22 protein-coding genes are annotated in these 25585 nt (G+C 70.6%); 12 read left to right on the forward strand and 10 right to left on the reverse strand.

Annotation, left to right across the window (positions count from 1 at the left end):
- Nucleotides 1–116: 116 nt before the first annotated feature.
- The 6 genes from DSM26151_RS02705 (at nt 117) to DSM26151_RS02730 (ending at nt 5404) form a co-directional block, all read left to right on the forward strand.
- Nucleotides 117–635 (forward strand): hypothetical protein, encoded by a 519-nt coding sequence (locus DSM26151_RS02705; protein ID WP_234660888.1) that lies wholly within the window; start codon nt 117–119, stop codon nt 633–635.
- A gap of 27 nt (nt 636–662) precedes the next feature.
- Nucleotides 663–1046, forward strand: coding sequence for a helix-turn-helix domain-containing protein (locus DSM26151_RS02710; RefSeq protein ID WP_234660889.1), 384 nt, complete (start codon nt 663–665; stop codon nt 1044–1046).
- Nucleotides 1039–1491, forward strand: coding sequence for a hypothetical protein (locus DSM26151_RS02715; RefSeq protein ID WP_234660890.1), 453 nt, complete (start codon nt 1039–1041; stop codon nt 1489–1491). Before DSM26151_RS02710 ends, DSM26151_RS02715 begins: the two co-directional genes overlap by 8 nt.
- A 205-nt stretch (nt 1492–1696) precedes the next feature.
- On the forward strand, nt 1697–2164 hold the full coding sequence (locus DSM26151_RS02720) for a hypothetical protein (protein ID WP_234660891.1): 468 nt from the start codon (nt 1697–1699) through the stop codon (nt 2162–2164).
- 493 nt (nt 2165–2657) lie between these two features.
- Nucleotides 2658–4049, forward strand: coding sequence for an FAD-binding oxidoreductase (locus tag DSM26151_RS02725; protein WP_234660892.1), 1392 nt, complete (start codon nt 2658–2660; stop codon nt 4047–4049).
- Nucleotides 4046–5404 (forward strand): class I SAM-dependent methyltransferase, encoded by a 1359-nt coding sequence (locus DSM26151_RS02730; protein WP_234660893.1) that lies wholly within the window; start codon nt 4046–4048, stop codon nt 5402–5404. The genes DSM26151_RS02725 and DSM26151_RS02730 overlap by 4 nt, the downstream gene beginning before the upstream one ends.
- A 21-nt stretch (nt 5405–5425) precedes the next feature.
- On the opposite strand, the gene DSM26151_RS02735 is transcribed toward DSM26151_RS02730, so the two are convergent.
- From DSM26151_RS02735 to DSM26151_RS02750, 4 genes are all read right to left on the reverse strand, one after another.
- Nucleotides 5426–6046 (reverse strand): DUF4328 domain-containing protein, encoded by a 621-nt coding sequence (locus tag DSM26151_RS02735; protein ID WP_234660894.1) that lies wholly within the window; start codon nt 6044–6046, stop codon nt 5426–5428.
- Nucleotides 6047–6484: 438 nt separating this feature from the next.
- Complete coding sequence (locus DSM26151_RS02740; protein ID WP_234660895.1) at nt 6485–7507, reverse strand: LLM class flavin-dependent oxidoreductase; 1023 nt, start codon at nt 7505–7507, stop codon at nt 6485–6487.
- Between the two features lie 87 nt (nt 7508–7594).
- Complete coding sequence (locus DSM26151_RS02745) at nt 7595–9172, reverse strand: adenylate/guanylate cyclase domain-containing protein (RefSeq protein WP_234660896.1); 1578 nt, start codon at nt 9170–9172, stop codon at nt 7595–7597.
- A 19-nt stretch (nt 9173–9191) separates the two neighbouring features.
- Nucleotides 9192–9602 (reverse strand): VOC family protein, encoded by a 411-nt coding sequence (locus tag DSM26151_RS02750; protein WP_234660897.1) that lies wholly within the window; start codon nt 9600–9602, stop codon nt 9192–9194.
- Between the two features lie 222 nt (nt 9603–9824).
- Between DSM26151_RS02750 and DSM26151_RS02755 the strand changes: the two genes are divergently transcribed.
- Complete coding sequence (locus DSM26151_RS02755; protein WP_234660898.1) at nt 9825–11105, forward strand: excalibur calcium-binding domain-containing protein; 1281 nt, start codon at nt 9825–9827, stop codon at nt 11103–11105.
- Nucleotides 11106–11127: 22 nt separating this feature from the next.
- Here DSM26151_RS02755 and DSM26151_RS02760 read toward each other — a convergent pair whose 3' ends face one another.
- Together DSM26151_RS02760 and DSM26151_RS02765 are read right to left on the reverse strand one after the other, a co-directional pair.
- Nucleotides 11128–11955, reverse strand: a complete 828-nt coding sequence (locus tag DSM26151_RS02760) for an alpha/beta fold hydrolase (protein WP_234660899.1) — start codon at nt 11953–11955, stop codon at nt 11128–11130.
- Between the two features lie 153 nt (nt 11956–12108).
- Entirely contained in the window at nt 12109–13857 is a 1749-nt protein-coding gene (locus DSM26151_RS02765) for an L-aspartate oxidase (protein ID WP_234660900.1), read from the reverse strand.
- Nucleotides 13858–13951: 94 nt separating this feature from the next.
- Here DSM26151_RS02765 and DSM26151_RS02770 point away from each other — a divergent pair, with 94 nt between their 5' ends.
- The gene (locus DSM26151_RS02770) at nt 13952–14878 is read left to right on the forward strand and encodes a LysR family transcriptional regulator (protein ID WP_234660901.1); all 927 of its coding nucleotides are present in this window, start codon (nt 13952–13954) and stop codon (nt 14876–14878) included.
- A gap of 71 nt (nt 14879–14949) precedes the next feature.
- On the opposite strand, the gene DSM26151_RS02775 is transcribed toward DSM26151_RS02770, so the two are convergent.
- The 3 genes from DSM26151_RS02775 to DSM26151_RS02785 all read right to left on the reverse strand — a co-directional run bounded on the left by DSM26151_RS02775 (nt 14950) and on the right by DSM26151_RS02785 (nt 17726).
- On the reverse strand, nt 14950–15852 hold the full coding sequence (locus DSM26151_RS02775; RefSeq protein ID WP_234660902.1) for a right-handed parallel beta-helix repeat-containing protein: 903 nt from the start codon (nt 15850–15852) through the stop codon (nt 14950–14952).
- A 72-nt stretch (nt 15853–15924) separates the two neighbouring features.
- Nucleotides 15925–16449 (reverse strand): MarR family winged helix-turn-helix transcriptional regulator, encoded by a 525-nt coding sequence (locus tag DSM26151_RS02780; RefSeq protein ID WP_234660903.1) that lies wholly within the window; start codon nt 16447–16449, stop codon nt 15925–15927.
- Nucleotides 16446–17726, reverse strand: a complete 1281-nt coding sequence (locus DSM26151_RS02785) for a flavin-dependent oxidoreductase (RefSeq protein ID WP_234660904.1) — start codon at nt 17724–17726, stop codon at nt 16446–16448. The genes DSM26151_RS02780 and DSM26151_RS02785 overlap by 4 nt, the downstream gene beginning before the upstream one ends.
- A gap of 258 nt (nt 17727–17984) precedes the next feature.
- On the opposite strand from DSM26151_RS02785, the gene DSM26151_RS02790 reads away from it, so the two are divergent.
- From DSM26151_RS02790 to DSM26151_RS02800, 3 genes are all read left to right on the forward strand, one after another.
- A complete protein-coding gene (locus DSM26151_RS02790; RefSeq protein ID WP_234660905.1) occupies nt 17985–20129 on the forward strand; it encodes a HelD family protein in 2145 nt (714 codons plus the stop codon).
- A 197-nt stretch (nt 20130–20326) separates the two neighbouring features.
- A complete protein-coding gene (locus DSM26151_RS02795; protein WP_234660906.1) occupies nt 20327–21232 on the forward strand; it encodes a lytic transglycosylase domain-containing protein in 906 nt (301 codons plus the stop codon).
- A gap of 68 nt (nt 21233–21300) precedes the next feature.
- Nucleotides 21301–22047 carry a formylglycine-generating enzyme family protein gene (locus tag DSM26151_RS02800; protein ID WP_234660907.1) on the forward strand — a complete coding sequence of 249 codons (747 nt, stop codon included), beginning with the start codon at nt 21301–21303 and terminating at the stop codon, nt 22045–22047.
- A 1-nt stretch (nt 22048) separates the two neighbouring features.
- Here DSM26151_RS02800 and DSM26151_RS02805 read toward each other — a convergent pair whose 3' ends face one another.
- Entirely contained in the window at nt 22049–22717 is a 669-nt protein-coding gene (locus DSM26151_RS02805; protein WP_234660908.1) for a YdeI/OmpD-associated family protein, read from the reverse strand.
- A gap of 311 nt (nt 22718–23028) precedes the next feature.
- Between DSM26151_RS02805 and DSM26151_RS02810 the strand changes: the two genes are divergently transcribed.
- On the forward strand, nt 23029–25449 hold the full coding sequence (locus DSM26151_RS02810) for a M14 family metallopeptidase (RefSeq protein ID WP_234660909.1): 2421 nt from the start codon (nt 23029–23031) through the stop codon (nt 25447–25449).
- Nucleotides 25450–25585 lie beyond the last annotated feature (136 nt).

A 25585-nucleotide genomic window follows, 5' to 3' on the forward strand; every position in this document is an offset into this window, starting at 1 on the left:
TTTGCCTGCTTCCCGGGGTCGGAGACGTAGCTGTTGCAGCGTCGCTCCGATACGGGCCGGCGGGATGAGTGAAGCGTCCCGCCCCCGTGTCGTACGTCGAGGATAGGATCGCGATCGTGCCGAACTTTGACGCTCCGTCGCGCTGCAGCGGGCCCGTCACGCCGACCTTTCGGTGGTACGGGTACCCTCAGTGCGAAGTTGGTCACGACGTCAACGTCGCGGTTGCTGTACTGGTGGATGCCATCAGCCCGGCAGGACGTCTCTGGAATCCATGGTCCATCCAGATGGCGAAAAGCGAGTTCAAGCAGCGGATTCTCCGCGCTCAACGAGGCGAGCTGCGACCTGTAGACGAGGTCAAGCCAGTCGACGTCGCCAACCCGCCGCCACTCTACGAGATCAGGTGGCAGGGTATCCCAGTCACAGATCAGCTGCCAGATGGGTCCCGGCGGCATGGCGAGGTTCTCGTCCGGATGTACCACTCCGAGCCCGCGGAAGCTCCCTCACACTTCATCGGGCATCATGCCCACGAGAAGGACGTCGCTGTCGAGGACGTCAATGCGGCGCAGCAACAGGAGATCCGAACTGCGATCGGTTGGCACAACCAGGGCCAGCCGAGCCGGTGGGGATTGCCTTGAACGATCACCGTCTATAGAGTTTAGTCTATGACCGGCACCCCACCCAACCTTGAAGTGCTTGCTGACTCGCTTGTGGAGTCCCACGACAAGCTCCTCCAGGAACTTGTAGGGATGCGGAAGCGCCACCGTTTGACCCAGGAGACGATCGCGGAACGGATGGGTGTCAGTCAACCCACCGTCGCGGCCTTCGAGCGCTATGACGCCAACCCGACGTTGGCCACTGTCCGCAGGTACGCCCTTGCCGTTGGCGCCTCGATTGACCACGTTGTCAAAGATGAGTGCTGCGACAATGACGTCACCGCGTTTGAGGCACTCGCGAAGGGCACGGCGTTGGGCTGGTCGGTCGTCCCGCCGGCCCGGTGGGCTTGGGGCTGGTCGCCGGGCGCTATCAATATCCCAGCGCATGCCTGAACAGCCGATCACCGTTCAGGATCTTCTTGCTGATGTCAGCCTATTGGCGATTTCGACGACGGCATTGTCAGCGGAACGGGTAGATATCGCATCAGAAAATGCGGCCGAAGAGGCTGCCATTGATCCCGACTATCGACTGATGACGAATGCCCGCGACGACGAGAGCGGCTTCCGCATAATCCTCGAGACGCGAATCTCGGCGCAGCCTGGGAACATCGGTTGTACGGTGCAAGCGGAATACGGCCTTGAAGCCTTGCGCGCGAACGAGGTTCCCGCTGATGCGATGGAGGAATTCATCAACAATGTCGCGCTGATGAGTCTGCTCCCGTTTGTAAGGCAGGCTATAGCCGATATCACGCTCCGCGTCTTTGAGGCGCCGCTGATGATGCCGATCATTAAGCGCGGCGACCTGAGCTTTGGGCTGCCCGACGGAGTCCAAGATTGAATTGCAGCAGCATCGGGTTCCCAACTGCCTCTGGTGTCGCCCCTGCTGACCTAACGCATCGGCGTTCATTCCACCGCTCGACGCTATCGTGGCCCGGAGATTGGTGAGTGCTCGTGGGGCCTTCCCGGCCCTCATAGGCACAGACGCCTGTTCGTCACATTCGAAAACGCAACGCGAAGTGATATCCGGTAGGTAGGTTGGGTTCATGGAGAGTGCTCTTCAATCGGGTTGGCTGGTTGCGATCGCGGTCGCCGTGATCCCGGCACTCTTTGGGGTCGTTGGGAACATGATTTCCCGAGAAGCGCGCACGCCGCGTGACATCCGAAACCTCGGCCACCTTGCAGATAGCCTGAGCAAAGCGCCAGTCGGATCTGAGGCGCATGACGCGCTGAGCGCTCTCGTGGCAGAGTACGCTCGTCGGGTCCATCCTGGACTGATTCAGCCCAGAAAGCTGAACAAGACCAATGTAGCGCTTACCGTGTTCATAATCTTGGTATCCGGTGCAGCCATTCTCGGGCTCTTCAACTGGATCGTCGCCACTAACGGAACAGGTTGGTCAGTGCTGGCGATCGTCGTCACTGTACTTATCGGGCTCTTCTTGTTCCTTCTCAACATCGCGGCCGTAACGACCTGGTACAACGAACCGAGCGCGCGGAAGTCAGCAGACAAGTAGTAGGAGGAGCGAGCCGGTAAGGTCTGCCGCGCCTTTGACAGCAAGATCGCGAAGCTTACCTGACTCTCCCCGTCAGTTGCCCAATCGCGTGTGGCCGAGCGCGCGCGAGCCTTCCCGAGGGGCGATTGCACCTTGACAGGGAGCGTGGCTCATACACCCAGGGCATGGCGGAATTGCAGCGACTCCAGTTCGAAGAACGAGATGGACAATGGTTCATCACAGAGTTCTACAGTGACGGACGTTCCCAGCCGGGTGAGCCCTTTATGGCTTCGGGTCACGAGCGGTACTCGAAGCTTCAGCAGGTGCTGAGCCGCATCAAGGACAAGTATCCCGGCTACCGACCGACTCCCATCCCGTACGACAAGGTGATGCCACGCGCTTCATGCTGGACGTCGTGCCGGAGCAGGCCGAGTAGGCCCTCTGCCCTCCATGTGGCCGCACCGGTGTGGGGGAGCTGATGCGGATGGCTGGACCCGCGGACTACCGTGAAGGTGTGTCCGCTCCTGCGACCGACGCGACTGACGCACGGGCTGCTCACGCCGACGGCGTGGAGCGCCTGCTGGCGAGCTACCGAGCACTGCCCGCGACGGCGACGGTGCGACTCGCGAAGCCGACGTCGAACCTGTTCCGGTCGCGCGACCGGGTCGAGGCCCGGGGCCTGGACACGTCGGGGCTGACGCGGGTCATCGGGGTCGACGTGGAGGCGCGGACGGCCGACGTGGCCGGCATGTGCACCTACGAGGATCTCGTCGCGGCGACGCTGCCCCACGGGTTGGCGCCGATGGTCGTGCCTCAACTCAAGACCATCACCCTGGGCGGCGCGGTGACGGGGCTCGGGATCGAGTCGACGTCGTTCCGCAGCGGGTTGCCGCACGAGTCGGTGCTCGAGCTCGACATCCTCACCGGCGCCGGCGAGGTCGTGACCGCGTCGCCGACGGAGCACGCCGACCTGTTCCGCGCGTTCCCGAACTCGTACGGCACGCTCGGCTACGCGGTGCGGCTGCGCATCGAGCTGGAGCCGGTCGAGCCGTTCGTCGCGCTGACGCACCTGCGGTTCCACGCCATCCCCGACCTCATCGACACGATGGACCGCATCGTCGCGACCGGCGCCCTCTACGACGGCACCCGCGTCGACTACCTCGACGGGGCCGTCTTCAGCGCCGACGAGAGCTACCTCTGCGTGGGCGTGCAGACCGCGGCATCCGGCCCCACCAGCGACTACACCGGCCAGAAGATCTACTACCGCTCCATTCAGCACGACGACGGCGAGACGCACGACCGGCTCACCATCCACGACTACCTGTGGCGGTGGGACACCGACTGGTTCTGGTGCTCGCAGGCGTTCGGCACGCAGCATCCGCTCGTTCGCCGGCTCTGGCCGCGGCGCTACCGGCGCAGCAGCGCGTACTGGAAGCTCATGAAGCTCGAACGGCGGTTCGACATCGGAAACCGCATCGAGCGGTTCCGCGGCCGGCCTCCGCGCGAGCGCGTGATCCAGGACGTCGAGATCCCGATCGAGCGGACCTCGGAGTTCCTCGACTGGTTCCTCGCCGAGGTGCCGATCGAGCCGATCTGGCTGTGCCCGCTGCGACCGCGCGACGACGCCGACTGGCCGCTGTACCCGCTCGAGCCGCACCGCACCTACGTGAACGTCGGCTTCTGGTCGACCGTGCCGGTCGGCGCGACCGAGGGCGCGACGAACCGGCTCATCGAGCACAAGGTGAGCGAGCTCGACGGGCACAAGTCGCTGTACTCCGACGCCTTCTACCCGCGCGACGAGTTCGACGCGCTCTACGGCGGCGACGCCTACCGCGCCGCGAAGCGGCGGTACGACCCCGACTCGCGGTTCCTCGACCTCTATGCGAAGGCGGTGCAACGACGATGACGACGTCCAAGGAGCGCAGGCCGCGGCCGGCGACGAGAGCGGATGCCACGACAGCGGATGCCACGACAGCGGATGCCTCGGGCAAGCTCACCCTCGCCGAGATCCTCGAGCTCGTCGCCGGCGGCCGGCTCCCGCTGCGGTTCACCGCGTACGACGGCAGCTCGGCGGGCCCGCCCGACGCCCCGCTCGGCATCGAGCTGAAGACGCCGCGGGGCACGACCTACCTCGCCACCGGTCGCGGCGACCTCGGCCTCGCCCGTGCCTACATCGCCGGCGACCTCGAGATCCACGGCGTGCACCCGGGCGACCCCTACGAACTGCTGAAGGCGCTCGCCGACGAACTGGTGTTCCGGATGCCGCCGCCACGGGTGATGGCGCAGATCCTCCGCTCGATCGGGGTCGAGCACCTGCGGCCGATCGCGCCGCCGCCGGGGGAGGCGCCGCCCCGGTGGCGTCGGGTCGCCACGGGGCGCCGGCATGGCAAGGCGCGGGACGCCGAAGCCATCCACCACCACTACGACGTCTCGAACGCCTTCTACGAATGGGTGCTCGGGCCGTCGATGACCTACACCTGCGCGTGCTACCCGCGCCCCGAGGCATCCCTCGACGAAGCCCAGGAGAACAAGTACCGGCTCGTCTTCGACAAGCTCCGGCTGAGCCCGGGCGACCGGCTGCTCGACGTGGGCTGCGGGTGGGGCGGCATGGTGCGCTACGCGGCGCGCCGCGGCATCCGGGTCATCGGCGTCACGCTGTCGGAGGAGCAGGCGACGTGGGCGCAGCGCGCCATCGCCGAGGAGGGCCTGGGCGAGCTCGCCGAGGTGCGCCACGGCGACTACCGCGACATCCGTGACAGCGGGTTCGATGCGGTGTCGTCGATCGGGCTGCTCGAGCACATCGGGGTCCGCAACTACGCGAAGTACTTCCGATTCCTGCAGTCGCGGCTGCGCCCCGGCGGGCTGCTGCTCAACCACTGCATCACCCGCCCGGACAACCGGTCCGAACCCTCGACGCACGGCTTCATCGACCGCTACGTCTTCCCCGACGGCGAACTCACCGGGTCCGGGCGCATCATCACCGAAGCGCAGGATGCCGGCCTCGAGGTGCTGCACGAGGAGAACCTGCGCCCGCACTACGCGCTGACCCTGCGCGACTGGTGCGCCAACCTCGTCGAGCACTGGGACGAGGCGGTCGACGAGGTCGGCCTGCCGACCGCGAAGGTGTGGGGGCTCTACATGGCCGGCTCGCGGCTCCAGTTCGAGCGCGGCGGCATCCAGCTGCACCAGGTGCTCGCGGTGAAGCCCGGCGACCGCGGCGGCATCGGCGACCTGCCGCTGCGGCCGTGGTGGGCGGCGTAGGGCGGCTGGCACTCGCAGCCGTCAGGCAGGAGAAGTGGCGACTTCCGCCCCGCTCGCCGCATCGACGAGCCGGGCACGCTCGAGGAGGCCACGCGTGATCCCCCGGACGACCATCCACGCGAGCGGCGCGGCCGCCAGCAGGAGGACCTCGCCGGCGAGGCTCACCCACATCGCGCTTCGGAAATGTTCGAGCGTCTCTGCGGCAGCGTAGATGCGGCCTGCGATCCAGATGGCGAGGTTGCTGCTCAGCCACAGCACCCACCAGGTGATCTGCCACGGCGGCCGCGAGCGACCGGTCGCGCGCCAGAGATCCGAGACGTTCTGGTACGGGAACCAGAAACTGACGATGGGTATGAACCAGGAGCTCGCGTGCCGGCCGGGCGAGCGTCGGGTGCGACCGGCGACCTGCTTGGCAGCGCGGTACTGCCAGATGGCCCAGTACACGCCGGTCGCGATGAGGGCGATCGCCCCCAGGGCGTTGACGATCGTCGACGTCTGGTCGTAGGCGTTGATCGAGCCCACGGCCGCCTCATCACCGCCGAGGTAGCTCGAGGCTGCCCCGATGCCGAACAGCTCGGTTCCGATGGTGATCGCGGACAGGACGCCGCAGACCACGAGGAGCACCTGGGTAGCAGATGCCATGTCGGAGAGCGCCTTCATCGCGCCGGCGGATTCGGCGGCCTGCGGGAGCGGTGTCGACGATGCGCTCTCAGTCGGGACTGAGTCGGCCGGCGTCGTCGACGGCGGAGGAGTAGTGGACATGAGGGGGCTTTCTGGGGTAGGGGTCATGGTGGGATCCGCGGTACGGAGAGCCCTCCAAGGTCGGGTTGCGAGTGACTCTAGTGACCAGCCGAGGACGCGATGATCACGATTCGGCCACACCGATCGGCCGACGCGACAGGGCGGATGCCGCGGCATCCGCCCCCTTCGCGCTCTGCGCGAGCTCAGCCCGCCGACGCAGCCCCCTGCGGCGGGTTGAACCTGAGTTTCGAGACGGACGCCGTTGTCGTCCCGATGAATGCCGCGTAGTAGCGCTCCGAGGTGGTCGAAGAGCGGCATCACGACTACGGACGCCGCCGCTCACCGCCACCCGAGCGCCGGGGCAACGTGCGTGAGGATCGACTCGAGCACGTGCGCGTTGTAGTCGACGCCCAGCTGGTTCGGCACGGTGAGGAGCAGCGTGTCGGCGGCGGCGATCGCCTCGTCTTCGCGCAGCTGCTCGATGAGCACGTCGGGTTCGGCGGCGTAGCTGCGGCCGAAGACGGCGCGGAAGTCGTCGATCACGCCGAACTGGTCTGACCGGTCGCCGCCGCCGACGAAGTACGCGCGGTCCGTGTCGTTCACGATGGCGAAGATCGACCGGCTCACCGAGACCCTCGGCTCCCGCTCGTGGCCGGCCTCGGCCCAGGCGGTTCGGAACGCCTCGATCTGCTTGCGCTGCTGCACGTGGAAGGGCTCGCCCGACTCATCGGCTTTGAGCGTCGAGCTCATGAGGTTCATGCCCTGCTCGGCCGCCCACACGGCGGTCGAGTCGGAGCCCGCGCCCCACCAGATGCGGTCGCGCAGGCCGGGCGACTGCGGCTGGATGCCGAGCGGCCCCGGATGCGGGTTCGGGAACATCGGGCGCGGATTCGGCTCGGCGAACCGGGCGCCGTCGATGACCTTCAGGAACACCCCCGCGTTGTTCCGGGCGACATCGGCCATGGTCTCACCCTCGGGCGCCTCGTACCCGAAGTAGCGGTAGCCGTCGATGACCTGCTCGGGTGACCCGCGGGAGATGCCGAGCTGCAGGCGGCCGCCCGCGATGAGGTCGGCGGCGCCGGCATCCTCCGCCATGTAGAGCGGGTTCTCGTAGCGCATGTCGATCACGCCCGTGCCGAGCTCGATCCGGCTCGTCTTCGCGCCCGCCGCCGCAAGCAGGGGGAAGGGGCTCGCGAGCTGGTTCGCGTAGTGGTGCACGCGGAAGTAGGCGCCGTCGGCGCCGACCTCCTCGGCCGCGACCGCGAGGTCGATCGACTGGAGCAGCACGTCGGACGCCGATCTCGTCTGCGAGCCGGGGGAGTTCGACCAGTGCCCGAACGAGAGGAAACCGATGCGCTTCATACAGGTCTCCAACGCCCGGCGCGGTGGGGCATTCCATGGGACCGACCCCGTGAGTGCTCACCGCCGCGGTGACGGCCCGCTGCCGGGTCAGTCGGGGAGTGCGTAGACGGTCACCGGGTCGTGCTTGCCCTTGATCGCGACATCCGTCATCGCCGTTGCGCGCAGATCACGCTCGTCGCCGAGCGCCCGGTACGTCTCCGCGCTCATGAGGATCGGCGCGCCGACATCCTTGGTCTTGTCCTCCAGCCGCGCGGCGAGGTTCACGGTGTCGCCCATGACCGTGTACTCGATCCGCTCGCGGCCGCCGATGTTGCCGGCGATGGCCGGGCCCGTCGCGATGCCGACGCCCGACTCCAGGTTCGGCAGGCCCTCCGCGGTCTCCGCCTCGTTGAACGAGGCCAGGGCCCGGCGCATGCCCATCGCCGCCTGCACCGCGCGGTCGGCGTGGTCCGGCATGGGATTGAGCGGCGTGCCGAAGACCGCCAGGATCGAGTCGCCCGCGAAGCGGGTCACCACTCCGCCGTGCTCGACGACGACCGACACCATCGCCGTCATGTACCGGTTGATCACGTCGACGAGGCGGTCCGGCGACATCCGCTCACTGAGGGTCGTGAAGTCGCGGATGTCGGAGAAGACCACCGAGCACTCGACGAGCGTGCCGCCCAGCCCCGCCCCGGTGTCCACAGCAGCCTGGGCAACCTCGGCGCTCACGTACAGCCCGAACAGTTCACGGACCCGCTCGCCCTGGCGCAGGCCGGCCGTCATGGCGTTGAACCGCTCGCCGAGGTAGCCGAGCTCGTCGTTGGTGGTCACCACCACGCGCGTGTCGAGCTCGTTGCCTTCCACGCGACGCATCGCGGCCTGCAGCGCATCGAGCGGTTCGACGATGGCTCGTGCGACCAGGACCGCTGTGATCACCCCGGTGACGAGGCCCACCCCGAGGATGAACAGCTGCATGAGGACGAGGTTGTCGACGATCGCCTGCGGGTTCTCGGCATCGAGCACGGAACGCGTTCGTGCCAGTGACAGGACCACGAGCAGGGTCGGCGTGAGCCCGCCGATGAGGAGGAACGCCACCAGCAGGCGCCTCCGGACGAGGAGCCGGAACGTGCGGACGGCGCTCAGGTCGCCGTCGGGGAAGAAGGTCGGGACCTGTCGCCGCCAGATCAGGTCGGTACCGAAGTAGACGATCGTCGTCCCGACGGCGCCGCCGATCGCGATGCCGACGAAGTTGCCCGGATCGTCGTACAGGATCGCGAAGAACACCGCCACGACGAGGCTGCCCGCTGCGACGAGCGATGCGCCGATGATCGGCCAGAGCAGCACCAGTCGAGCGACGTTCGGGGGCAGCCCCGCAGCGGGGGCGCCATCCTCGATGCGGCGCAGCCAGACACGGATGGGTCGCCCGAGCCAGACGACCATGATGATCGCCCCGACGAGGATCCCGGCACCCACGACCGCGAAGGTCACGACGCTTCCGGTCTCGAGCGATCGGAGCGCCGCGTCGTCGACCGGAACCGGATCGATGAGCGCGAAGTAGAGGAAGACGATCAGGGCGCCGAACGCCGTCGCGCTCGAGATGAGGACCGCCACTGCGCGCGAGACCTCGCGCGAGGACGCGTGCGGCGCGGCCGTTGGGGCGCCGGATCGATGCTCCTCCGTCATGACGGTCCCCACCCCCGGCTCATCCTGCGGCGTCGGCCTCCCGCGGCGGGTTGTGCATGAACTCGAGGCGGATGCCGTTGTCGTCTTCGACGAACGACGCGTAGTAGCGGTCGTTGAAACGAGGATAGAGCTTGGGCTCGCGGACCGCCGTCCACCCGGCATCCATCGCGACCTCATGCAGGCGGTCGACCTCCTCTCGTGAGTCGACCGCGAAGGCGAGGTGCTGCCACCCGACGCGGCCGTGGCGGTGCGGACCGCTTCCGGGCTCGCGGGTGGGGAAGAGGATCAGCTGCTCTTCCCCACGGTGCCACGCCACCGAGCCGTCCTCATCCTCACGGGTGCAGCCGAGCGCCTGCATCACCGGGTCGAACCGGGCGACGGCACGGGGCAGGTCGTCGACGGAGATTCCGAGGTGGTCGAAGAGATGCATCGGGACATCCTACGGACGGCTGACGGCACGCAGGTGACGAGTTCGTGCAGCCCGTCCGCGATGCCGCCCCAGAACGGGGGTGACGCCCGTGTCCGCGCCGCCCCGCGATGGCGGAGCACCCTAGCCTGACTCGAGATGAGCAGCCGGTGGCCGGCTGAGCGCGGGCCCGCCCCGTCCGCGCCCCGCGAACCGGCACCGCTGAAGACCCGAGGAAGCACACCCATGCCGGATACCCCTGCGACCGAACCGACCCTGCCCGCCAAGATCATCGCCGGCCTCCGCGGCTGGCTCACCGGCCTGACCGTGTTCGGCTGGGTGAGCGTGGCGCTGCTCGCGCTGTTCGTGCTCGTCAGCCTGACGGCGACCGGGATCGGCGGCGGACTCCTCGCCGTCGGCCTGATCGCGCTCGGCTCCGGGGCGTACACGCTGATCACCGGACGCGGGAGCTGGGCGCGCATCCCCGGCCGGAAGGTCGCCGCGATCGTGCTCGCGAGCGGCCTGGTGACCACGGTCGTCGGCACGAGCGCCTACGGGGCGCAGAGCCCGCGCGACGAACCCGCCGCAGTCGCCGAGCCGGCGCCGAGCAGGACCTCCGAACCGGTCGCCACGGACACGCCGACCCCGGAACCGGAACCGACGCCGGAACCGACACCGGAACCTGTCGCCGAGACCAAGCCCGTCCAGGTGGGAACCGCGCTCGCACTGCTGGAGACGCTGCCGATCAAGGGACGTGCCCCGAAGACCGACTACGACCGGACGGGCATGTTCGGCAGCCCGTGGCTGGACGTGGACCGCAACGGCTGCGACACCCGCAACGACATCCTCGCCCGCGACCTCGAACCGGAGATCAAGGCCGGACCGTGCAAGGTCACCTCCGGCACCCTCGTGGACACCTACACCGGCAAGACGATCGAGTTCGTCCGCGGGAACGCCACCTCGGGGGCGGTCCAGATCGACCACGTCGTCTCGCTCATGAACGCGTGGGAGACCGGCGCACAGCAGCTCAGCCACGACCAGCGCATCGCCCTGGCCAACGACCCCCTGAACCTGATCGCCGTGGACGGGCCGACCAACAGCGCCAAGGGCGCGGGGGACGCCGCAACCTGGCTGCCGCCGCACAAGGCTTTCCGATGCCAGTACGTCGCCCGGCAGGCGTCGGTCAAGGCCGCCTACTCGCTCTGGGTGACCCAGGCCGAGCACGACGCGATCGCGCGCATCCTCGCGACCTGCCCGGACGAACCGGCGCTGACCACCGGAGCCGCACGGGCCCAGGCACCGGGACCGGCTGCCGAGCCCACCCCTGAGCCTGCCCCCGCTCCCGAGCCGGCTCCCGCCCCAGCTCCCGAGCCGGCCCCCGCACCGGCACCGGCACCTGCTCCGGCGCCCGTGTACTACGCCAACTGCGACGCCGTCCGTGCCGCTGGAGCCGCACCGATCCGCGCCGGAGACCCCGGCTACAGCCGCAAGCTCGACCGCGACGGCGACGGGGTCGGCTGCGAGTAGTGCCGCCGAAGCGCGGGCAGGGCTATCGAGCCGCTGGGCCAGGCCGGCTCGCAGTGCCCGGCGGGGCGGTCCAGTCGAGCAGGAGGTCGAGGAACGCCGCGGGCTTCTCGAGCGACGGCAGGTGCGCGGCATCCGGCCAGTCGATGCGCCGCGCACCGGCGATGCCGGCGACGAGTCGCGACGCGGCGTCGTGCGTGGTCTCGAGGTCGTGGGTGCCGACGAGCACGAGCGTCCGCACGGCGATCTCGGACAGGCGATCGAGGGCTGCGGGCTCGAGTTCCACCGGCGCGCTTCCAGCCCATGCTGCGTCGATCTCGAACGCTCGACGCTGCATCGTCCGGACCGCCGCGACGACGGCCGGGTCGACGTCGTCCGCGGTGCGGTGAGGCCCGACCACCCAGGCGTCCACGTTCGCCTCGACCGCTGCAGCGAGGTCTCCGCGCGCGAGGGCGTCGTTCTCCGCGTCGATGAACCGGCGGAGGTCGGGCGTCATCGTGGCGAGCAGGCTCCCGCCGGGCGGGCACACCAGCAGCGACTCGACGAGGTCGGGCGCCGTGAGCGCCGCCTCGACCGCGACCCCCGACCCGAATGAGGCCCCGACGAGGTGAGCGCGTTCGATGCCGAGGTGTCGCAGGGTCTCGAGGACATCGTCGACGTGCGACCACTCGCCGTCAGGCTCGGTCGTCGATTCCCCGAACCCGCGCAGGTCGAGCCGGACGGCCGCGCGAGCCGAGCCGAGTTCCGTCCAGTGCGGGTCCCACATCCGGCGGTCGGCGACGCCGGCATGGATCAGCACCACGGGGATGCCGGATCCGGCGACACGGTCGAAGGCGATGCCCGACGCAGTCACGCCCGAGCCGGGGATGTCGCCGCGCGCGGTCTCGGCGGTGGGCCGATGGTCCCGCGATGCGTCGGATCGTCGAGGGTCTGGTGAGTGCACCGTCCATCAATACCGCATATCCGAGGGAGTCGGTCGGGCGTTCCGCAGACGCTGAGCGCGTGCCTACTCGACGAGCTTGCCCACCGTCGAGACCTCGCGCATGAGCGCGGCGATCTCCTCCGGGATCGGCGGGATCGACTCGCGCGTCACGCCCGTGGACGGCGACCAGACCAGATTGACCTGCAGGGCGGCATCCGTCTCGGGGAAGTCGGAGCGGTTGTGGCATCCGCGGGTCTCGCGACGCTCCAGCGCTGCCGACAGCGTCGCGCGAGCGGCCAGCGCGGCGGACTTCAGGTCGAAGGCATGGGCGAGGTCCTGGTAGCCGGCGAGGTCGGGGTGCACGCCGATGTCGGTCATGCGCGCCTCGATGGCGTCGAGTTCGGCGAGGCCCGCGAGGAGGCCCTCCTCGTCGCGGACGACGCCGGCGTGCTCGGTCATGGTGTCGCGGATGGCGCGCTGCAGGGAGCGGACGTTCTCCGGGCCATCCGCCGCCAGCAGGTCGTCGATCTCGGCGCGGGCAGCCTGGACCGCGGACGCCGAACGCCGCTGCGCGGCGAGCCCGCGCGAGTACTCCGCCGCGGCCTGCCCGACGATGCGGCCGAACACGAGCAGCTCGATGAGCGAGTTGCCGCCGAGGCGGTTCGCGCCGTGCAGGCCCGAGGAGGCCTCGCCAATCGCGTAGAGGCCGGGCACGTCGGTGCCGTGGTCGTCGGGGCGCACCCAGACGCCGCCCATCGAGTAGTGCGCGGTGGGCGCGATCTCGATCGGCTCCTGCGTGATGTCGCGCATCTGGAGCTCGAGCATGGTCTGGTAGACGCGGGGGAGGCGCCGCATGATCGTCTCGCGGGGAAGGTGCGAGACATCCAGCCAGACACCGCCGTTCGGGGTGCCGCGGCCCTCCTTGATCTCGGTGTACGCGGCGAGCGCGACGCGGTCGCGCGTCGAGAGTTCCATCCGTTCCGGATCGTAGCGAGACATGAAGCGCTCGCCGAGGGCGTTGGTGAGGATGCCGCCCTCGCCGCGGGCGGCCTCGCTGATGAGGGTGCCTGCCGCGTTCTCGGGCTCGAGGATGCCCGACGGGTGGAACTGCACGAGCTCGGGGTCGCGCACCCGGCCGCCCGCCTCGACGGCGAGGCGCCAAGAGTCGCCCGTGTTCTCATCGCGCCGCGACGACGTGCGCCGCCAGATGCGGTTGTGGCCGCCGGCGGCGAGGATGACGGCGTCGGCGTGGATGAGGTAGCGGGTGCCGTCCTCGAGGTCGAAGCCGTAGGCGCCGAAGACCGCGCCGTCGTCGTTGACGAGGATGCGCGTGACGTAGACGGTGTCGAGGATCGGCACGCCGAGCTGCGCGGCCCGGTTCACGAGCGTGCGCTGGATCTCGAGGCCGGTGTAGTCGCCCGCGAATGCGGTGCGCCGGAAGGTGTGCGCGCCGAAGAAGCGCTGCGAGATGCGGCCGTCCTCTTCGCGGGCGAACGGCATGCCGTAGCGCTCGAGGTCCTGGATGCCGCGGGCTGCGCCCTTGGTCACGGTCTCGACGGTGCGCGGGTCGGCGAGGAGGTAGCTCTCCTTCAGGGTGTCGGCGGCGTGCTGCTGCCAGCTGTCGTCGGCGTCCATGGTGCCGAGGGCCGCGTTGATGCCGCCGGCCGCGAGCGAGGTGTGCGCGTCGGACTTCGCGCGCTTGCCGAGTGCGAGCACGTCGACGCCCGCCTCGGCGAGTTCGATGGCGGCGCGCAGGCCCGACCCGCCCGTGCCGATGACGAGGACGGTCGTGGAGAGCTGGCGCTCGGGAGCGGTGCGTGCTGCGGTGGTCATGCGTTCCACGGTAGGTTCGCGCATTCGATGCGTCCAATGCATCTTCGCTGTCATGACGATGCGTCATGGCTATCGAGAGGCGTAGGCTGGCGGCATGAACCTCGAGCAGTTGCGGTCGTTCGTCGAGGTCGCGCGGTCCGGCAACTTCACGCGCGCCGCCGAAGAGCTCTACCTCGCCCAGCCCTCGCTGAGCCGCCAGATCGCGGCCCTCGAACAGGACCTCGGTGCCGAGCTGTTCCACCGTGCCCGCGGTGGGTCGACCCTCACGGTTGCGGGGGAGTCGCTGCTGCCGCTGGCCCGCCGTATGCTCGCCGACGCCGAGTCGGTACGGCGCGAACTCGCCGAGCTCGCGGGCCTCGAACGCGGCCGCGTGCGGCTCGGCGCGACGCCGACCCTGTGCATCAGCCTCGTCGCCGAGGTGCTCAGCACCTTCCACGCCGAGCACCCGGCGATCGAGCTGCACCTCTCCGAACAGGGCTCGCGGCGCCTGCTCGACGAACTCGCCGGCGGCGAGCTCGACCTCGCGCTCGTGACGACGACGGATGCCACGGCCCCGGGCCGCTTCACCGTGACCCCGTTGCTCGTCGAGGAGCTCGTCGTCGTGTCATCCGCTGCCGCACCGCCCGTCACCGAGCGCGACACGATCTCGCTCGCCGAGGTCGCGCGGCTGCCGCAGGTCGTCTTCAGCTCGACCTACGACCTCCGGGCTGCGACGGATGCCGCGTTCCGGGCCGCGTCGCTCGAACCCGAGGTCGTGCTCGAGGGCGCCGAGATGGATGCCGTGCTGCGGTTCGTCGAGCGCGGGCTCGGCGTCGCGATCGTTCCCGCGCTCGTGCTGATCGACCGCCCCGGGCTGCGCGCGGTGCGGCTCGCCGAACGGGCGCTCGACCGCACGATCAGCCTCGCGCGGCCGACCGACGTCGCGCCGACCGCGGCGGTCGAGGTCATGCGGCAGACGATCGAGACGGAGGCGACGGCGTTCGCGGCGCGGGCGGGCGAGACCATGCGGGCGGCGGTCTGACCGCTGCGACGGACATGACGGATGCCGCGGGGCCGGCCCCGCGGCATCCGCTGCCGATCAACGACGGGTGATCACGGCGTGGAGCAGGCCACGCCCGAGCACTGCGGCTGCGTGAGGTTGCCCGCCGCCGTGTTGCCGCCGCCATCGGTCGAGCCGGTGGCTGCGATGCCCTGGCCCGCGTTGTCGACCGCGGTGTTCTTCACGACGAGGCTGTTCGCCACGAGGAGCCCCGCGCCGCCGTTCGCCGAGCTCGTGTTCTGCGAGAGCGTCGTCCCTGCGCTCTCGTTCCGCACGACGATGCCGTCGCTCCAGCTGGCGCTCACCTGGTTCTGCGTGAACGCCGTGCCGGTCGCCCACCCGAAGGCCGCGAGTCCGTGCTGACGTGACCCGGTCACGACGTTGCGCGAGACCGCGTTGCCGTGCGACCCGTCCGCGACGGAGATGCCCCACGTGTTGCCGTCGACGGTGTTCTGCGTGACGGTGTTGCCGGTGCTCAGGCCGAGGCGCACGCCGTCGCGACCGTTCGCCGAGACGGTGTTCTTCGCCACGAGGTGCTGCCCGCCCCCGGCGAGGTTGACGCCCTGGTCGTTGGCCGACACGGTGAGCTTGCTCACGGTGGCGCCCCACGACTGGTCGAGCACGACACCCGCCTGGAAGCCGGTCACCGTGCCGCGGGTGATCGTGACGCCGGTGCGGCCCGCCGCGCGGACGGCGGCCCACCCGGTCGCGTACGCGCCCGGACCCGAGATCGTGTGGCCGCGGAGGTCGAGCGTGACGTCATCGGCCCCGATGACGAGCCCGTCCGAGGAGCCGTCGCAGACGAGGTCCGCGGTCAGCACGGTGTCGACCGTGATGACGTCGCCGCAGGCCGGCCCGTCGAGGGCTGATGCGGGTGCGCTCCCGACGAGCGCCGCGGTCGCGGCGAGAGCCAGGGCGGATGCCGCGGCTGCGGCCCTGCGCGTGATGGTGGACATTGCGAACCTCTTCCCCTCGCCGTCAGCACCGACGGCGATCCGGTACGGCCCGGCCGGGTCGCGGGACCCACGCTAGAAGCCCTGATCAGGGCGGTCAAGAGGATCGATCGCGCCACGGGCGGAATGCGCCGCGTACTGGGGGTGCGCGGCGGCGGCCTGTCGAAGGTCGACCAGGAGGTCGCGCAGCCGTTCGAGCGCAGGCAGTGCGGCGTCGAGCGCGGCGAGGTCCTCCGGGGGCAGGGCGGATGCCGCGTCGGCCACGATCGCGGCCGAGGCGCGGTCGAAGCGCACGAACAGGTCGAGGGCGTGGGCGGATGCCACGACGTCGACGCCCCGGCCGTCGCCGGCTCGGGGCGTGCGCGTGATGAGCCCGTCGCGTTCCATCCGATTCAGCAGGTTGCTGACGGTCGGGCGGCCGAGGCCGAGCGCGTCGGCGAGCTCGCTCGGCGACGCGACCGATCCGCGCGGGAGTGCACGGATCACCTCGACCTGCGCGTCGGGGAGTTCGGGCAGCCCTTCGCGGCGGCGTGCGGCACCGAGGATCGCACGGCGGAGTGGCGAGACGACGGCGGCGAGCCGGGCGGCGTCGAAGCTCATGACGTCGCCTTCGGGCCCTGCTCGTCACGGGCTCCGACACGCTCGACGCTCATCGACGGTCGCGCGTTGAGCACGTCGGGGTGGAACCCCGCCGCGCGCTTGTAGGCGGCGGCGATCTCCGCGAGCTCCTCCGCGGGGATCACATCGTGGATGTCGGCGAACCCCTCGGGCGCGCGCTCGTAGGCGAGCTGCATGACGCGCTCGGGACCGGTCTGCCGGGTCATCCCGAGCAGTGCCGCGGTCGCGGGCCTCCGGTCGGTCTCGTAGGCGTCGAGTGCCGCGGTGATGGAGGGGGCCGTCGCGAGGTGGAAGGCGAGGGTGCGTGCGTCGAGGATCGCCTGGGAGCCGCCGTTCGACCCGTTCGGGTACATCGCGTGGGCGGCGTCGCCGACGAGGGTGGTGCGGCCGAAGGTCCAGCGCGGCAGCGCGTCGCGGTCGACCATCGGGTACTCGAGGATCTCGTCGGCGGCGGCGATCGCGGCTGGAACGTCGAGCCAGTCGAACCGCCAGTCGCGGAACAGCTCGACGATCGGCGCCGGGTCGACCGCGCGGTTCCAGTCGGCGTCGGGGGAGCCCTCGCCTCGGCGTTCCGCGATGAAGTTCACGCGCTGCAGCCCGGCCTCGTCGGGGGCGCCCAGGGGGTAGGCGACGAACTTCTGGTCGCCGTCGCCGGCCATGATCATCGTGCGCCCGTCGAGGTATCCGGGGATCACGGCGGTGCCGCGCCACAGCGTGAGGCCGCTCCACGGCGGCGCCCCCTCCGTGGGGTAGCGGATCGCGCGGAGCGCCGAATGGATGCCGTCGGCGCCGATGACGAGGTCGCCGGTCGCCTCGACCGGGCCCGCGTCGGTGTCGAAGACGGCAGTGACCGTCTCGGCGCCCTCGGACACGTCGGTGAGGCGATGCCCCGTCTCGATGACCTCGCCCAGGCGTTCCCGCACGAGCTCGACCAGCGCGAGCTGCAGGCGACCTCGATGCACCGAGAGCTGCGGCCACCGGTATCCGGCATCGAGCCCGCGCGGCTCGGACCAGATCGGCTGGCCGAGGCGGTTGAAGTAGGCCAGGCGCGACGGTGCGACGCCCAGGGCCTCGATGCGGTCGGCGACCCCGAGCTCGGTGAGCTCGCGGACGGCGTGCGGCAGCAGGTTGATGCCGACGCCGAGCCCGCGGATCTCGGGCGCCCGCTCGAAGATGCGGATGTCGCGGATGCCGACGGCCTCGAGGCTGAGGGCCGTGGCGAGGCCGGCGATGCCGGCTCCGACGATGACGACGTTCATGGTTGCCGTGCTCCTGTCTGCGCGACCACGTCAGCGCGCCAGAGTAGTTTTGCACGTGAACTAGTTTTCGTCCATCGCTGCACCGAGTGACGGCGCGGGCCGGGGCGGAGGGTAGAATCGACGGCCGCCCGCATCACGAGGAGTCCGCACATCAGCACCACGACGGTCACGCCCATCGCCGAGGAGCAGGCAGCGCTCGACCGCATCCGCCAGGTCGTCGCCGGGCTCGTCGAGCAGGAATCCGAGGCGCTGCGCACGATGCTCGCGCGACCGAGCGATGAACTCAACCTCACCGAGCGCGATGCGCTCGTCGCGCACCACGCGCGGCGCCTGCACGGGCTCCGGACCGCGCAGTACGGACTGCTGCTCGGGGGCGTCGAGACCGACGAGGGTGAACGGCGACGCATCGGCCGCATCGGGCTCAGCGATCCCGACGACGGCGAGCGGTTGCTCATCGACTGGCGCGCACCCGTGGCGCGCCCCTTCTACACGGCGACGCCGCTGCACCGCGACGGCGTGAAGACCCGACGCCGCGTCACCTCGACCGATCGTGCCGTGACCGCGGTGCACGACGAGTCGCTGCTGCTCGACGACCTGGGCGAGCTCGACGGCGGCACGGCCGCCGGCGACCGTGCGAATCCCTCGTCCGACGGCGCACTGCTCGCAGCACTCGAACGGCCGCGCACGGCCCACATGAGCGACATCGTCGGCACGATCCAGCGCGAACAGGATGCGATCATCCGCGACCCCATCCAGGGCACGCTCGTCGTGCAGGGCGGGCCGGGCACCGGGAAGACCGCGGTCGCACTGCAGCGCGCGGCCTACCTGCTCTACGAGCACCGCGAACGTCTCGCGAAGTCCGTGGTGCTCGTCGTCGGACCGAACCAGCGGTTCCTCGAGTACATCTCCCAGGTGCTCCCGTCGCTCGGCGAGGACTCGGCGGTGCTCGTCACCCCGGGGACGCTGGTGCCCGGTGTCGCCGCGACCGCGACCGAGACGCCGATCGCGGCCGCGTACAAGGGCCGGCTCGACATCGCCGACGCATTGAAACGGGTCGTGCGCGAGTTCGAGGTCCCGGACACGGCCGCCCGGGTGCTCCGCCCGGCGGGCCTGAAGCCGATGACTCTCGACGCGGCCCTGCTCCGCCGCGTCCGCGGTCGCGGACGCTCCGGCGGGGCCGCGCACAACGCCGCCCGGCCGAGGTTCGAGAAGGCGCTCCTGACCGAGATCCTCCGGATCGAGGACGCCGAGCACGGCTCCACGGCCATGGAGGACCACGAGCGTCGGGCCGACTGGGCTGAGGACCCGGCAGTCCAGGAGCTCTTCGACGACCTGTGGCCGCTGCTGGATCCGGTCGAGGTCGTGCGCGACCTGTTCAGCGACCCGACGCGGTTCGACCGGGCCTTCCCTCAGCTCGACGCGGGCCTGCGCGGCGAACTCCTGCGGCCCCGCGAGCACGGACTCACCCCGGCCGACATCCCGCTCGTCGACGAACTCGCCGAACTGCTCGGCGATGACCCGCGCCCGGCCGCGGCCGCCGCGGCGCGCGCCCGAGCAGACCGGGCCGTCGACCTCGCCTACGCGCAGAACGTGCTCGACATGGTCGCGGACGCCGATGCCGACGAGGATCACCTCGCCGCGCCGGTCTCGATCGTGACGGCCGCGACCCTGGCCGACCGGCAGCTCGCCGGCGACGGACGGACGCCGGCCGAGCGCGCGATGACGGATCGCGAGTGGGTCTACGGGCACGTCATCGTCGACGAGGCGCAGGAGGTCAGCCCGATGCTGCTGCGGGCGCTCATCCGGCGGTGCCCGACCCGATCGATGACCCTCGTGGGCGACGCGAACCAGTACACCGCGACCGACGCGCCGTTCACGTGGTCGGGCCTGCTCGACCCGCAGGTGCCGAGGTGGCGCCGCGCGGACCTCACCGTCAACTACCGCACGCCGGGCCGCATCATGCGGCTGGCCACGGGCGTGCTGCGACGCATCGACCCGGCCGCGGCCGACCCGTCCTCGGCCCGCGACGGCGACCACGAGCCACGCGTGCTGCGAGTGGACGCGGCGCGGCTCGGCGAGACCACCGCGCTCGCGGCGGAGGAGGCGCTCGCCGAGAGCGAGGGCACCGTCGGGGTCATCGCGCCGCGCGGGCTCCTCGGCGCGCTCGCGGGCGTGCACGCCGCAGAGGCGGCGCAGGCAGCCGCGGCCGGGACATCCGCTCGGCTCTGGCTCGGCACGCCCGACGACGCCAAGGGCCTCGAGTTCGACGCCGTCGTGGTCGCCGTCCCGGCGATGCCGGAACCGCACGCGATCACGGCCGCGACCTGGAAGCGGCTGTACGTCGCCCTCACCCGGCCCACGCAGCGGCTGACGGTCGTCCAGGTCGGCGACGCCATCCGCTGACCGCCCGTCGGTCGGCCGGCATCGGCATCCGCCCCCGCGGTCCGCCCGTGCCGGACGTCCGGCAGGATCTCGAGCGGGACCCGGCGCCCGAAGGTAGTCTGAGCGGGCGGGTCGCGGCGCGACGCCCCGAGGGCGTTGCGCGCGGCGGCTCGACGGGCACGAACCTCGAACCCCTGCCCGAACGGAGCAGCCGACCGATGTCCTGGGACGATGACGCATTCGGCGATGGCCGACGCGTTCCGGGTGCGCGCGCGGCGCCGCGCGAGATCGCGTTGCGCATCGCGGGCGGGCTCGGACTCGTCGCGGCAGTGGTGGCGTTGGTCGTCGGCGTGGTGTCGACGGTCACCTTCTGGGGCGTCGCGACCAATCCGGAGGGATTCGCGGCGCTCTCCGCCTCGGGGCAGGGCGCGCCGGTGCCGCCGCTGAGCGGGTCCGCCGATGCCGGGAACGTCGGCGCCGACTCGGCTGACCGGTCGACCGGCGACCCGAGCTCCGCGACCGGATCGGGCGTGTCGCCCCTGGTCGAACCCGAACTCCCGACTCCACCTGCTGTCGACGCGGACTGGATCGCCGAGTCCGCAGCCGCGACCGGCATCCCCGAGCGCGCGCTGTCCGCGTATGCGCTCGCTCACGTCGCGGTCGCCGAGGAGGAGCCGCGGTGCGGCCTCGACTGGACGACGATCGCGGCGATCGGAGCGGTCGAATCACGCCATGGCGGCCACGGCGGTGCGACGCTCGCCGACAGCGGGCTGGTGACGCCCGAGATCCTCGGCCCGGCCCTCGACGGCGACGGCGTCGCCGCGATCCACGACACCGACGACGGACTCCTCGACGGCGATCGCACGTGGGATCGCGCGGTCGGGCCGATGCAGTTCATCCCGTCGACGTGGGAGCAGTGGGGAACGGATGCCGACGGCGACGGCATCGCCGACCCGCATGACATCGACGACGCCGCGAACGCCGCCGCCCGCTACCTGTGCGCATCGGGTCCGATGACGACGCCCGACGGATGGCGCGAGGCCGTGTTCTCGTACAACCACGATGACGCGTACGTCGACAAGGTCGCGACGATCGCGAACGGGTACCTCGCGGCGCTCGGGTAGCCGGGGCGGGCCTCGGGCCTCGGGCCTCGACCGGGCGCGACCCTTCGGACGCGTGAGAGACTGCCCCGGTGACCGCCGATATCGAGCTCGCCCGGATCGAGGCCGGTGCGGTCGCCCTGCACGACGCGCGTCGACGGGCGAGCTGGAGCGTGGACCTCGAGCCGTTCGAGATCGGCGTGTACCCGGTGACCCAGGAGCAACTGGCCGAACTCCTGGGTGAGACGGCGACGCACCCGCGCCGGCCCGCGACGGACGTGAGCTGGCTGTGCGCCATCCGCTTCTGCAACGCCGCGTCGGAGTGGGAGGGGCTCGACCCGGCCTACGCCTTCGATGGCGAGCAGGTCACCTGGCACGTCGACGCCGACGGCTTCCGCCTGCCGACCGAGGCGGAGTGGGAGTTCGCCTGCCGCGCCGGCTCGACGACGCCCCAGTACGGCCCGCTCGACGAGGTCGCCTGGACGAGCGCCGACGGCGTCACCGCGCCGCAGGAGGTCGGCGGCAAGCTGCCGAACCTCAACGGGCTGTTCGACACGCTCGGCAACGTCTGGGAGTGGTGCTGGGACCTGCTCGACCCCGCCCGGTACGACGACTACCGGGTGTTCCGCGGCGGGGGCTACGCCGACGACGCCTGGAGCGTCAGGGCATCGGTGCGCCGCGGAGGAGCGCCGCGCATGCACCATGAGGACGTGGGGTTCCGAGTCGCGCGCGGCGGGTTCGAGACGACGGATGCCGCGCAGGGATGGTCCGCGCAGGCGGACCTCGAGCGCGCCGCGATCGACGGGCCGTTGCCTCCGGGGTGGACCCCGCGGCGCTGACTCAGGCCCCGGCCGCCGCGCGAGCCGCCTCCGCGGCGCGTTCGACCCACTTCGGCGTCGTGCCGTAGCGCTGGAACGGCACGAGCTCGCCGGCCGCGCTGCACTCGACGAGCTGCGACATCCGTCGTTCGCGCGTGGCCTCCTGCTTCGCGGACACCACCCAGTGGACGACCAGCTTGCGGTAGCTCGGCGTCGCGATCTCCCAGAAGGCGGATGCCGCGGCATCCGCCTCGAGCATCGCCGCGAACGACTGCGGCAGTGCCTGCTCGGGATTCTCGAACGAGTAGATCGCGGAGCGCTCGTCGCTGCGGCGCTCGTAGGCGGCGATGCCCGCCGGCCGCATGCGGCCCTCGGCCGTGAGCCGCTCGACATGCGCGATGTTCACGGCCGACCAGATGCTCCTCGGCTTGCGCGGAGTCCAGCGCTGCCGACGGGCGAGGTCGTCGATGCGCTGCGACACCGAGTCGATCCAGCCGAAGCAGAGCGCCTCGGGCACGGCCTCCTCCCACGTGAGGCCGCGCTCGGGCGCGCCCTTCTTGTTGAGGCCCATCCACAGTTCGGTCGCGGTCTCGTGGTTGGCCTCGAGCCAGGCGCGGAACTCCTCGGGACCTGAGAAGAACAGGGCGGGCCGCTCGGGCGTGCCGCCGGGTGTGCCGATCGAGGCCGTCATGGCGCGAGTCTTGCAGCATCCGCCGACATCCTGCCGTGATCCCGCCGACATCCTGCAGTGATCCCGCGGCAACCGGCCGGCCGATCGTCCCGCGCAGGACGGCTGGAACGGGCAGAACGTCCAGACCACTTCTGGCGCCGTTGACGCGAAAGTTGCCGAAACGATAGACAGAGCCCACGCTCGAACCCGCCCGCACCCGCGGGAGGGGTCGGCTGGCCGGGGTCGGGGGCGACGCATTCGCGGGTCCTCACCCTCCGGCACAGGCTCCATCTCCGCTCACCGCAACGAGAGGGAAGACAACGATGTCAACGATGAGACGCAGGGTGCTCGGGGGGTCCGCGGCGTTCGCCGCGCTCGCCGGGTTGATCCTGACCAGCATGACGCCCATCAGTCCGGCCAGCGGCACGGAACCGCTGCCGGAGCTCGTCCGAGACGCCGGCGAGGACGTCGCCGTCGTCGAGGTGATCGTCGCCGACTCCACCGAGCTCGACCGCCTGGTCGACACCGGCGTCGACCTCGACCACGCCGCGCACGCCAACCCCGACGGCACGATCACCGCGCACGCCGTCGTGAGCGGTGGCGAGGCCGACATCCTCCGCGCCCACGGGTTCGCGGTCGGCAAGTCCGTGCACGACGAGGACGACACCGAGGCCGTGCTCGCCGAGCGCGAGGCCACGATCGCCGAAGCGGTGGCGGCCAACGAGGCGTTCGCCGAAGCCGCGGAGGCCGCGGAGGTCTCCGACGTCAAGATCATCCGCGCCGACTACTACACCTCGTTCGGCGTCGGCTACCTCTCGGTCGAGGCGAAGTGGGCCGACGGCCAGACGAACTCGTCCCAGCTCACCGTGGCCCGCGACAGCGGCCCGGGCACCGAGATCGGCACGGGCGGAACCCAGAACATCAACCGGTTCGTCGACGCCGGCGTCTACCTCTACCACCGCGGTGCCGCGGTCGTCGAGACCCGGCCCGACACGATCCGCATCACGAGCCCCAGTGGCGACGTCGCGACCGCGAAGGTGACGGACTGGCTCCCGATCGATGACGACGACGCATTCGGCCCGAACTACCAGTCGGACTTCATCACCTCGTACCTCACGCCGACCGAGCTCTACGACCGCATCCACGCGCTCGCGGCCGAGTTCCCGGGCATCTCGGAGATCGTCGAGCTCCCGCACGAGACCAACGGATACCGGCGCCTGGCCCAGGCCGTGCTCGGATCGAGCAGCTCCAACCGCGTCGCCGTCGACTCGGTCGCCTGGGGCCACGAAGGGGGCAACGACCTGAGCGTCGCCCTCGTCGACCCGGGTGCCGCCGACTCCCCGCTCTCCGTCTCCGTCGCCGGCGACGAGATCACGGTGTCGCTGGCGACCGGAGCCTCCGGAGCGATCACGAGTTCCGCTGCCGACGTGGTCGCGGCGATCAACGCCTCGCCCGCGGCATCCGCTCTCGTCGTCGCGTACACCTACCGCGGCAACGCCGGAGGCGGCGTGGTCGCGGCAGGGACTGCGAATCTCACCGACGGGCTCTCGGCGCCGGCGAGCGTGTCGCGCGACCCGCACCCCGTGTACGCGATCCGCATCGGCAAGGTCCGTGACGGGTCGAAGCCGGGCGTCCTCGCCTACGCGCAGGAGCACGCGCGCGAATGGGTGCCGCCGCTGGTGACCATCGAGACGGCGGAGCGGCTGCTGCGCAACTACGCGCAGGACGCCGAGACGAAGAAGCTCGTGAACGCGCTCGACATCTGGATCGTCCCGTCGGTCAACCCCGACGGCGGTCACTACTCGTTCTACGACTTCGCCTCGCAGCGGAAGAACATGACCAACCACTGCGAGCTCAGCGGCAGCGCCGACGCGCTCGCGCGGAACAGCTGGGGCGTCGACAACAACCGCAACTACGACGCGTTCAGCCTGTTCGACGGGTATAGCGGAGCGTCGACCTCGTGCACGAGCGGCAACTACGCGGGCCCCGCCGAACTGAGCGAGCCCGAGAGCGCCAACGTGGACTGGATCGCCGGGAACAACCCGAACATCAAGTTCGCGATGAACCTGCACAGCTCGGGCAACTACTTCATGTGGTCGCCCGGCTCGTACGCGCTTCCCGGCCGGGTCTCGGCACCGCGGCCCACGCTCGAGGAGGAGTCGTACTTCTGGGGTGCGTCGGCCCGGATCCTGAGCGAGATCAAGCGATACCGCGGCCTCTCGGTCACGCCGGCCCGCACTGGCCCGATCTCCGACGTGCTGTACTCGGCGGCCGGCAACTCCGGTGACATGCTCTGGTACAAGCACGGCATCTACGCCTGGAACTTCGAGGTCGGAACCCAGTTCCAGCCTCCGTTCGAGAGCGAGAACCCGGCGGGAGCCTCGGCCCACGCCGAGTCGCAGGAGTACGCCAACGGGCTCGTCGAGCTCATGCGGGTCGCCCGCGACTTCGAGACCGACTCGAAGCGCCCGTCGAGCTCGTTCGTCGTCTCCGCGAGCGCGGAACCGGGCATGGTCGAGGTGATGTTCGACACGTCCGAACCCGCGGCCGTGTTCTACACGCTCGACGGCTCGAAGCCGACCTACGCATCGACGCTGTACGCCTCCGCGGGCGTGCGTGAAGGCGCCGAGACGATCACCGTGCCCGCAGGCACGAAGGTCAACTGGTTCTCGGTCGACTCGGCGGGCAACATCGAGAAGAACTACAAGCCCGACGGCACCGGCTCGAACTTCAGTTCGGCGATCGCCGGCTGATCGTCGAGCCCACCCCGGCCGCGGCCGCGGCATCCGAGACGGATGCCGCGGCCGCGGTCCTCTGCGTGCACAGCGCCTGCCCAGCGCGTGCCCGGCCATGCGCCGCGCTCAGCCGGCCGGGCTGCGCTCAGCCGGC

It is taken from the genome of Agromyces marinus (assembly GCF_021442325.1).
GTDB lineage: Bacteria > Actinomycetota > Actinomycetes > Actinomycetales > Microbacteriaceae > Agromyces > Agromyces marinus.

Coding starts and splice junctions, on each gene's coding strand:
- DSM26151_RS02775 (WP_234660902.1), bottom strand. CDS start 15,852: ATGTCCACCATCACGCGCAGGGCCGCAGCCGCGGCATCCGCCCTGGCT.
- DSM26151_RS02720 (WP_234660891.1), top strand. CDS start 1,697: ATGGAGAGTGCTCTTCAATCGGGTTGGCTGGTTGCGATCGCGGTCGCC.
- DSM26151_RS02810 (WP_234660909.1), top strand. CDS start 23,029: ATGAGACGCAGGGTGCTCGGGGGGTCCGCGGCGTTCGCCGCGCTCGCC.
- DSM26151_RS02795 (WP_234660906.1), top strand. CDS start 20,327: ATGTCCTGGGACGATGACGCATTCGGCGATGGCCGACGCGTTCCGGGT.
- DSM26151_RS02770 (WP_234660901.1), top strand. CDS start 13,952: ATGAACCTCGAGCAGTTGCGGTCGTTCGTCGAGGTCGCGCGGTCCGGC.
- DSM26151_RS02755 (WP_234660898.1), top strand. CDS start 9,825: ATGCCGGATACCCCTGCGACCGAACCGACCCTGCCCGCCAAGATCATC.
- DSM26151_RS02765 (WP_234660900.1), bottom strand. CDS start 13,857: ATGACCACCGCAGCACGCACCGCTCCCGAGCGCCAGCTCTCCACGACC.
- DSM26151_RS02785 (WP_234660904.1), bottom strand. CDS start 17,726: ATGAACGTCGTCATCGTCGGAGCCGGCATCGCCGGCCTCGCCACGGCC.
- DSM26151_RS02780 (WP_234660903.1), bottom strand. CDS start 16,449: ATGAGCTTCGACGCCGCCCGGCTCGCCGCCGTCGTCTCGCCACTCCGC.
- DSM26151_RS02715 (WP_234660890.1), top strand. CDS start 1,039: ATGCCTGAACAGCCGATCACCGTTCAGGATCTTCTTGCTGATGTCAGC.
- DSM26151_RS02740 (WP_234660895.1), bottom strand. CDS start 7,507: ATGAAGCGCATCGGTTTCCTCTCGTTCGGGCACTGGTCGAACTCCCCC.
- DSM26151_RS02710 (WP_234660889.1), top strand. CDS start 663: ATGACCGGCACCCCACCCAACCTTGAAGTGCTTGCTGACTCGCTTGTG.
- DSM26151_RS02735 (WP_234660894.1), bottom strand. CDS start 6,046: ATGGCATCTGCTACCCAGGTGCTCCTCGTGGTCTGCGGCGTCCTGTCC.
- DSM26151_RS02730 (WP_234660893.1), top strand. CDS start 4,046: ATGACGACGTCCAAGGAGCGCAGGCCGCGGCCGGCGACGAGAGCGGAT.
- DSM26151_RS02805 (WP_234660908.1), bottom strand. CDS start 22,717: ATGACGGCCTCGATCGGCACACCCGGCGGCACGCCCGAGCGGCCCGCC.
- DSM26151_RS02790 (WP_234660905.1), top strand. CDS start 17,985: ATGCTCGCGCGACCGAGCGATGAACTCAACCTCACCGAGCGCGATGCG.
- DSM26151_RS02750 (WP_234660897.1), bottom strand. CDS start 9,602: ATGCATCTCTTCGACCACCTCGGAATCTCCGTCGACGACCTGCCCCGT.
- DSM26151_RS02745 (WP_234660896.1), bottom strand. CDS start 9,172: ATGACGGAGGAGCATCGATCCGGCGCCCCAACGGCCGCGCCGCACGCG.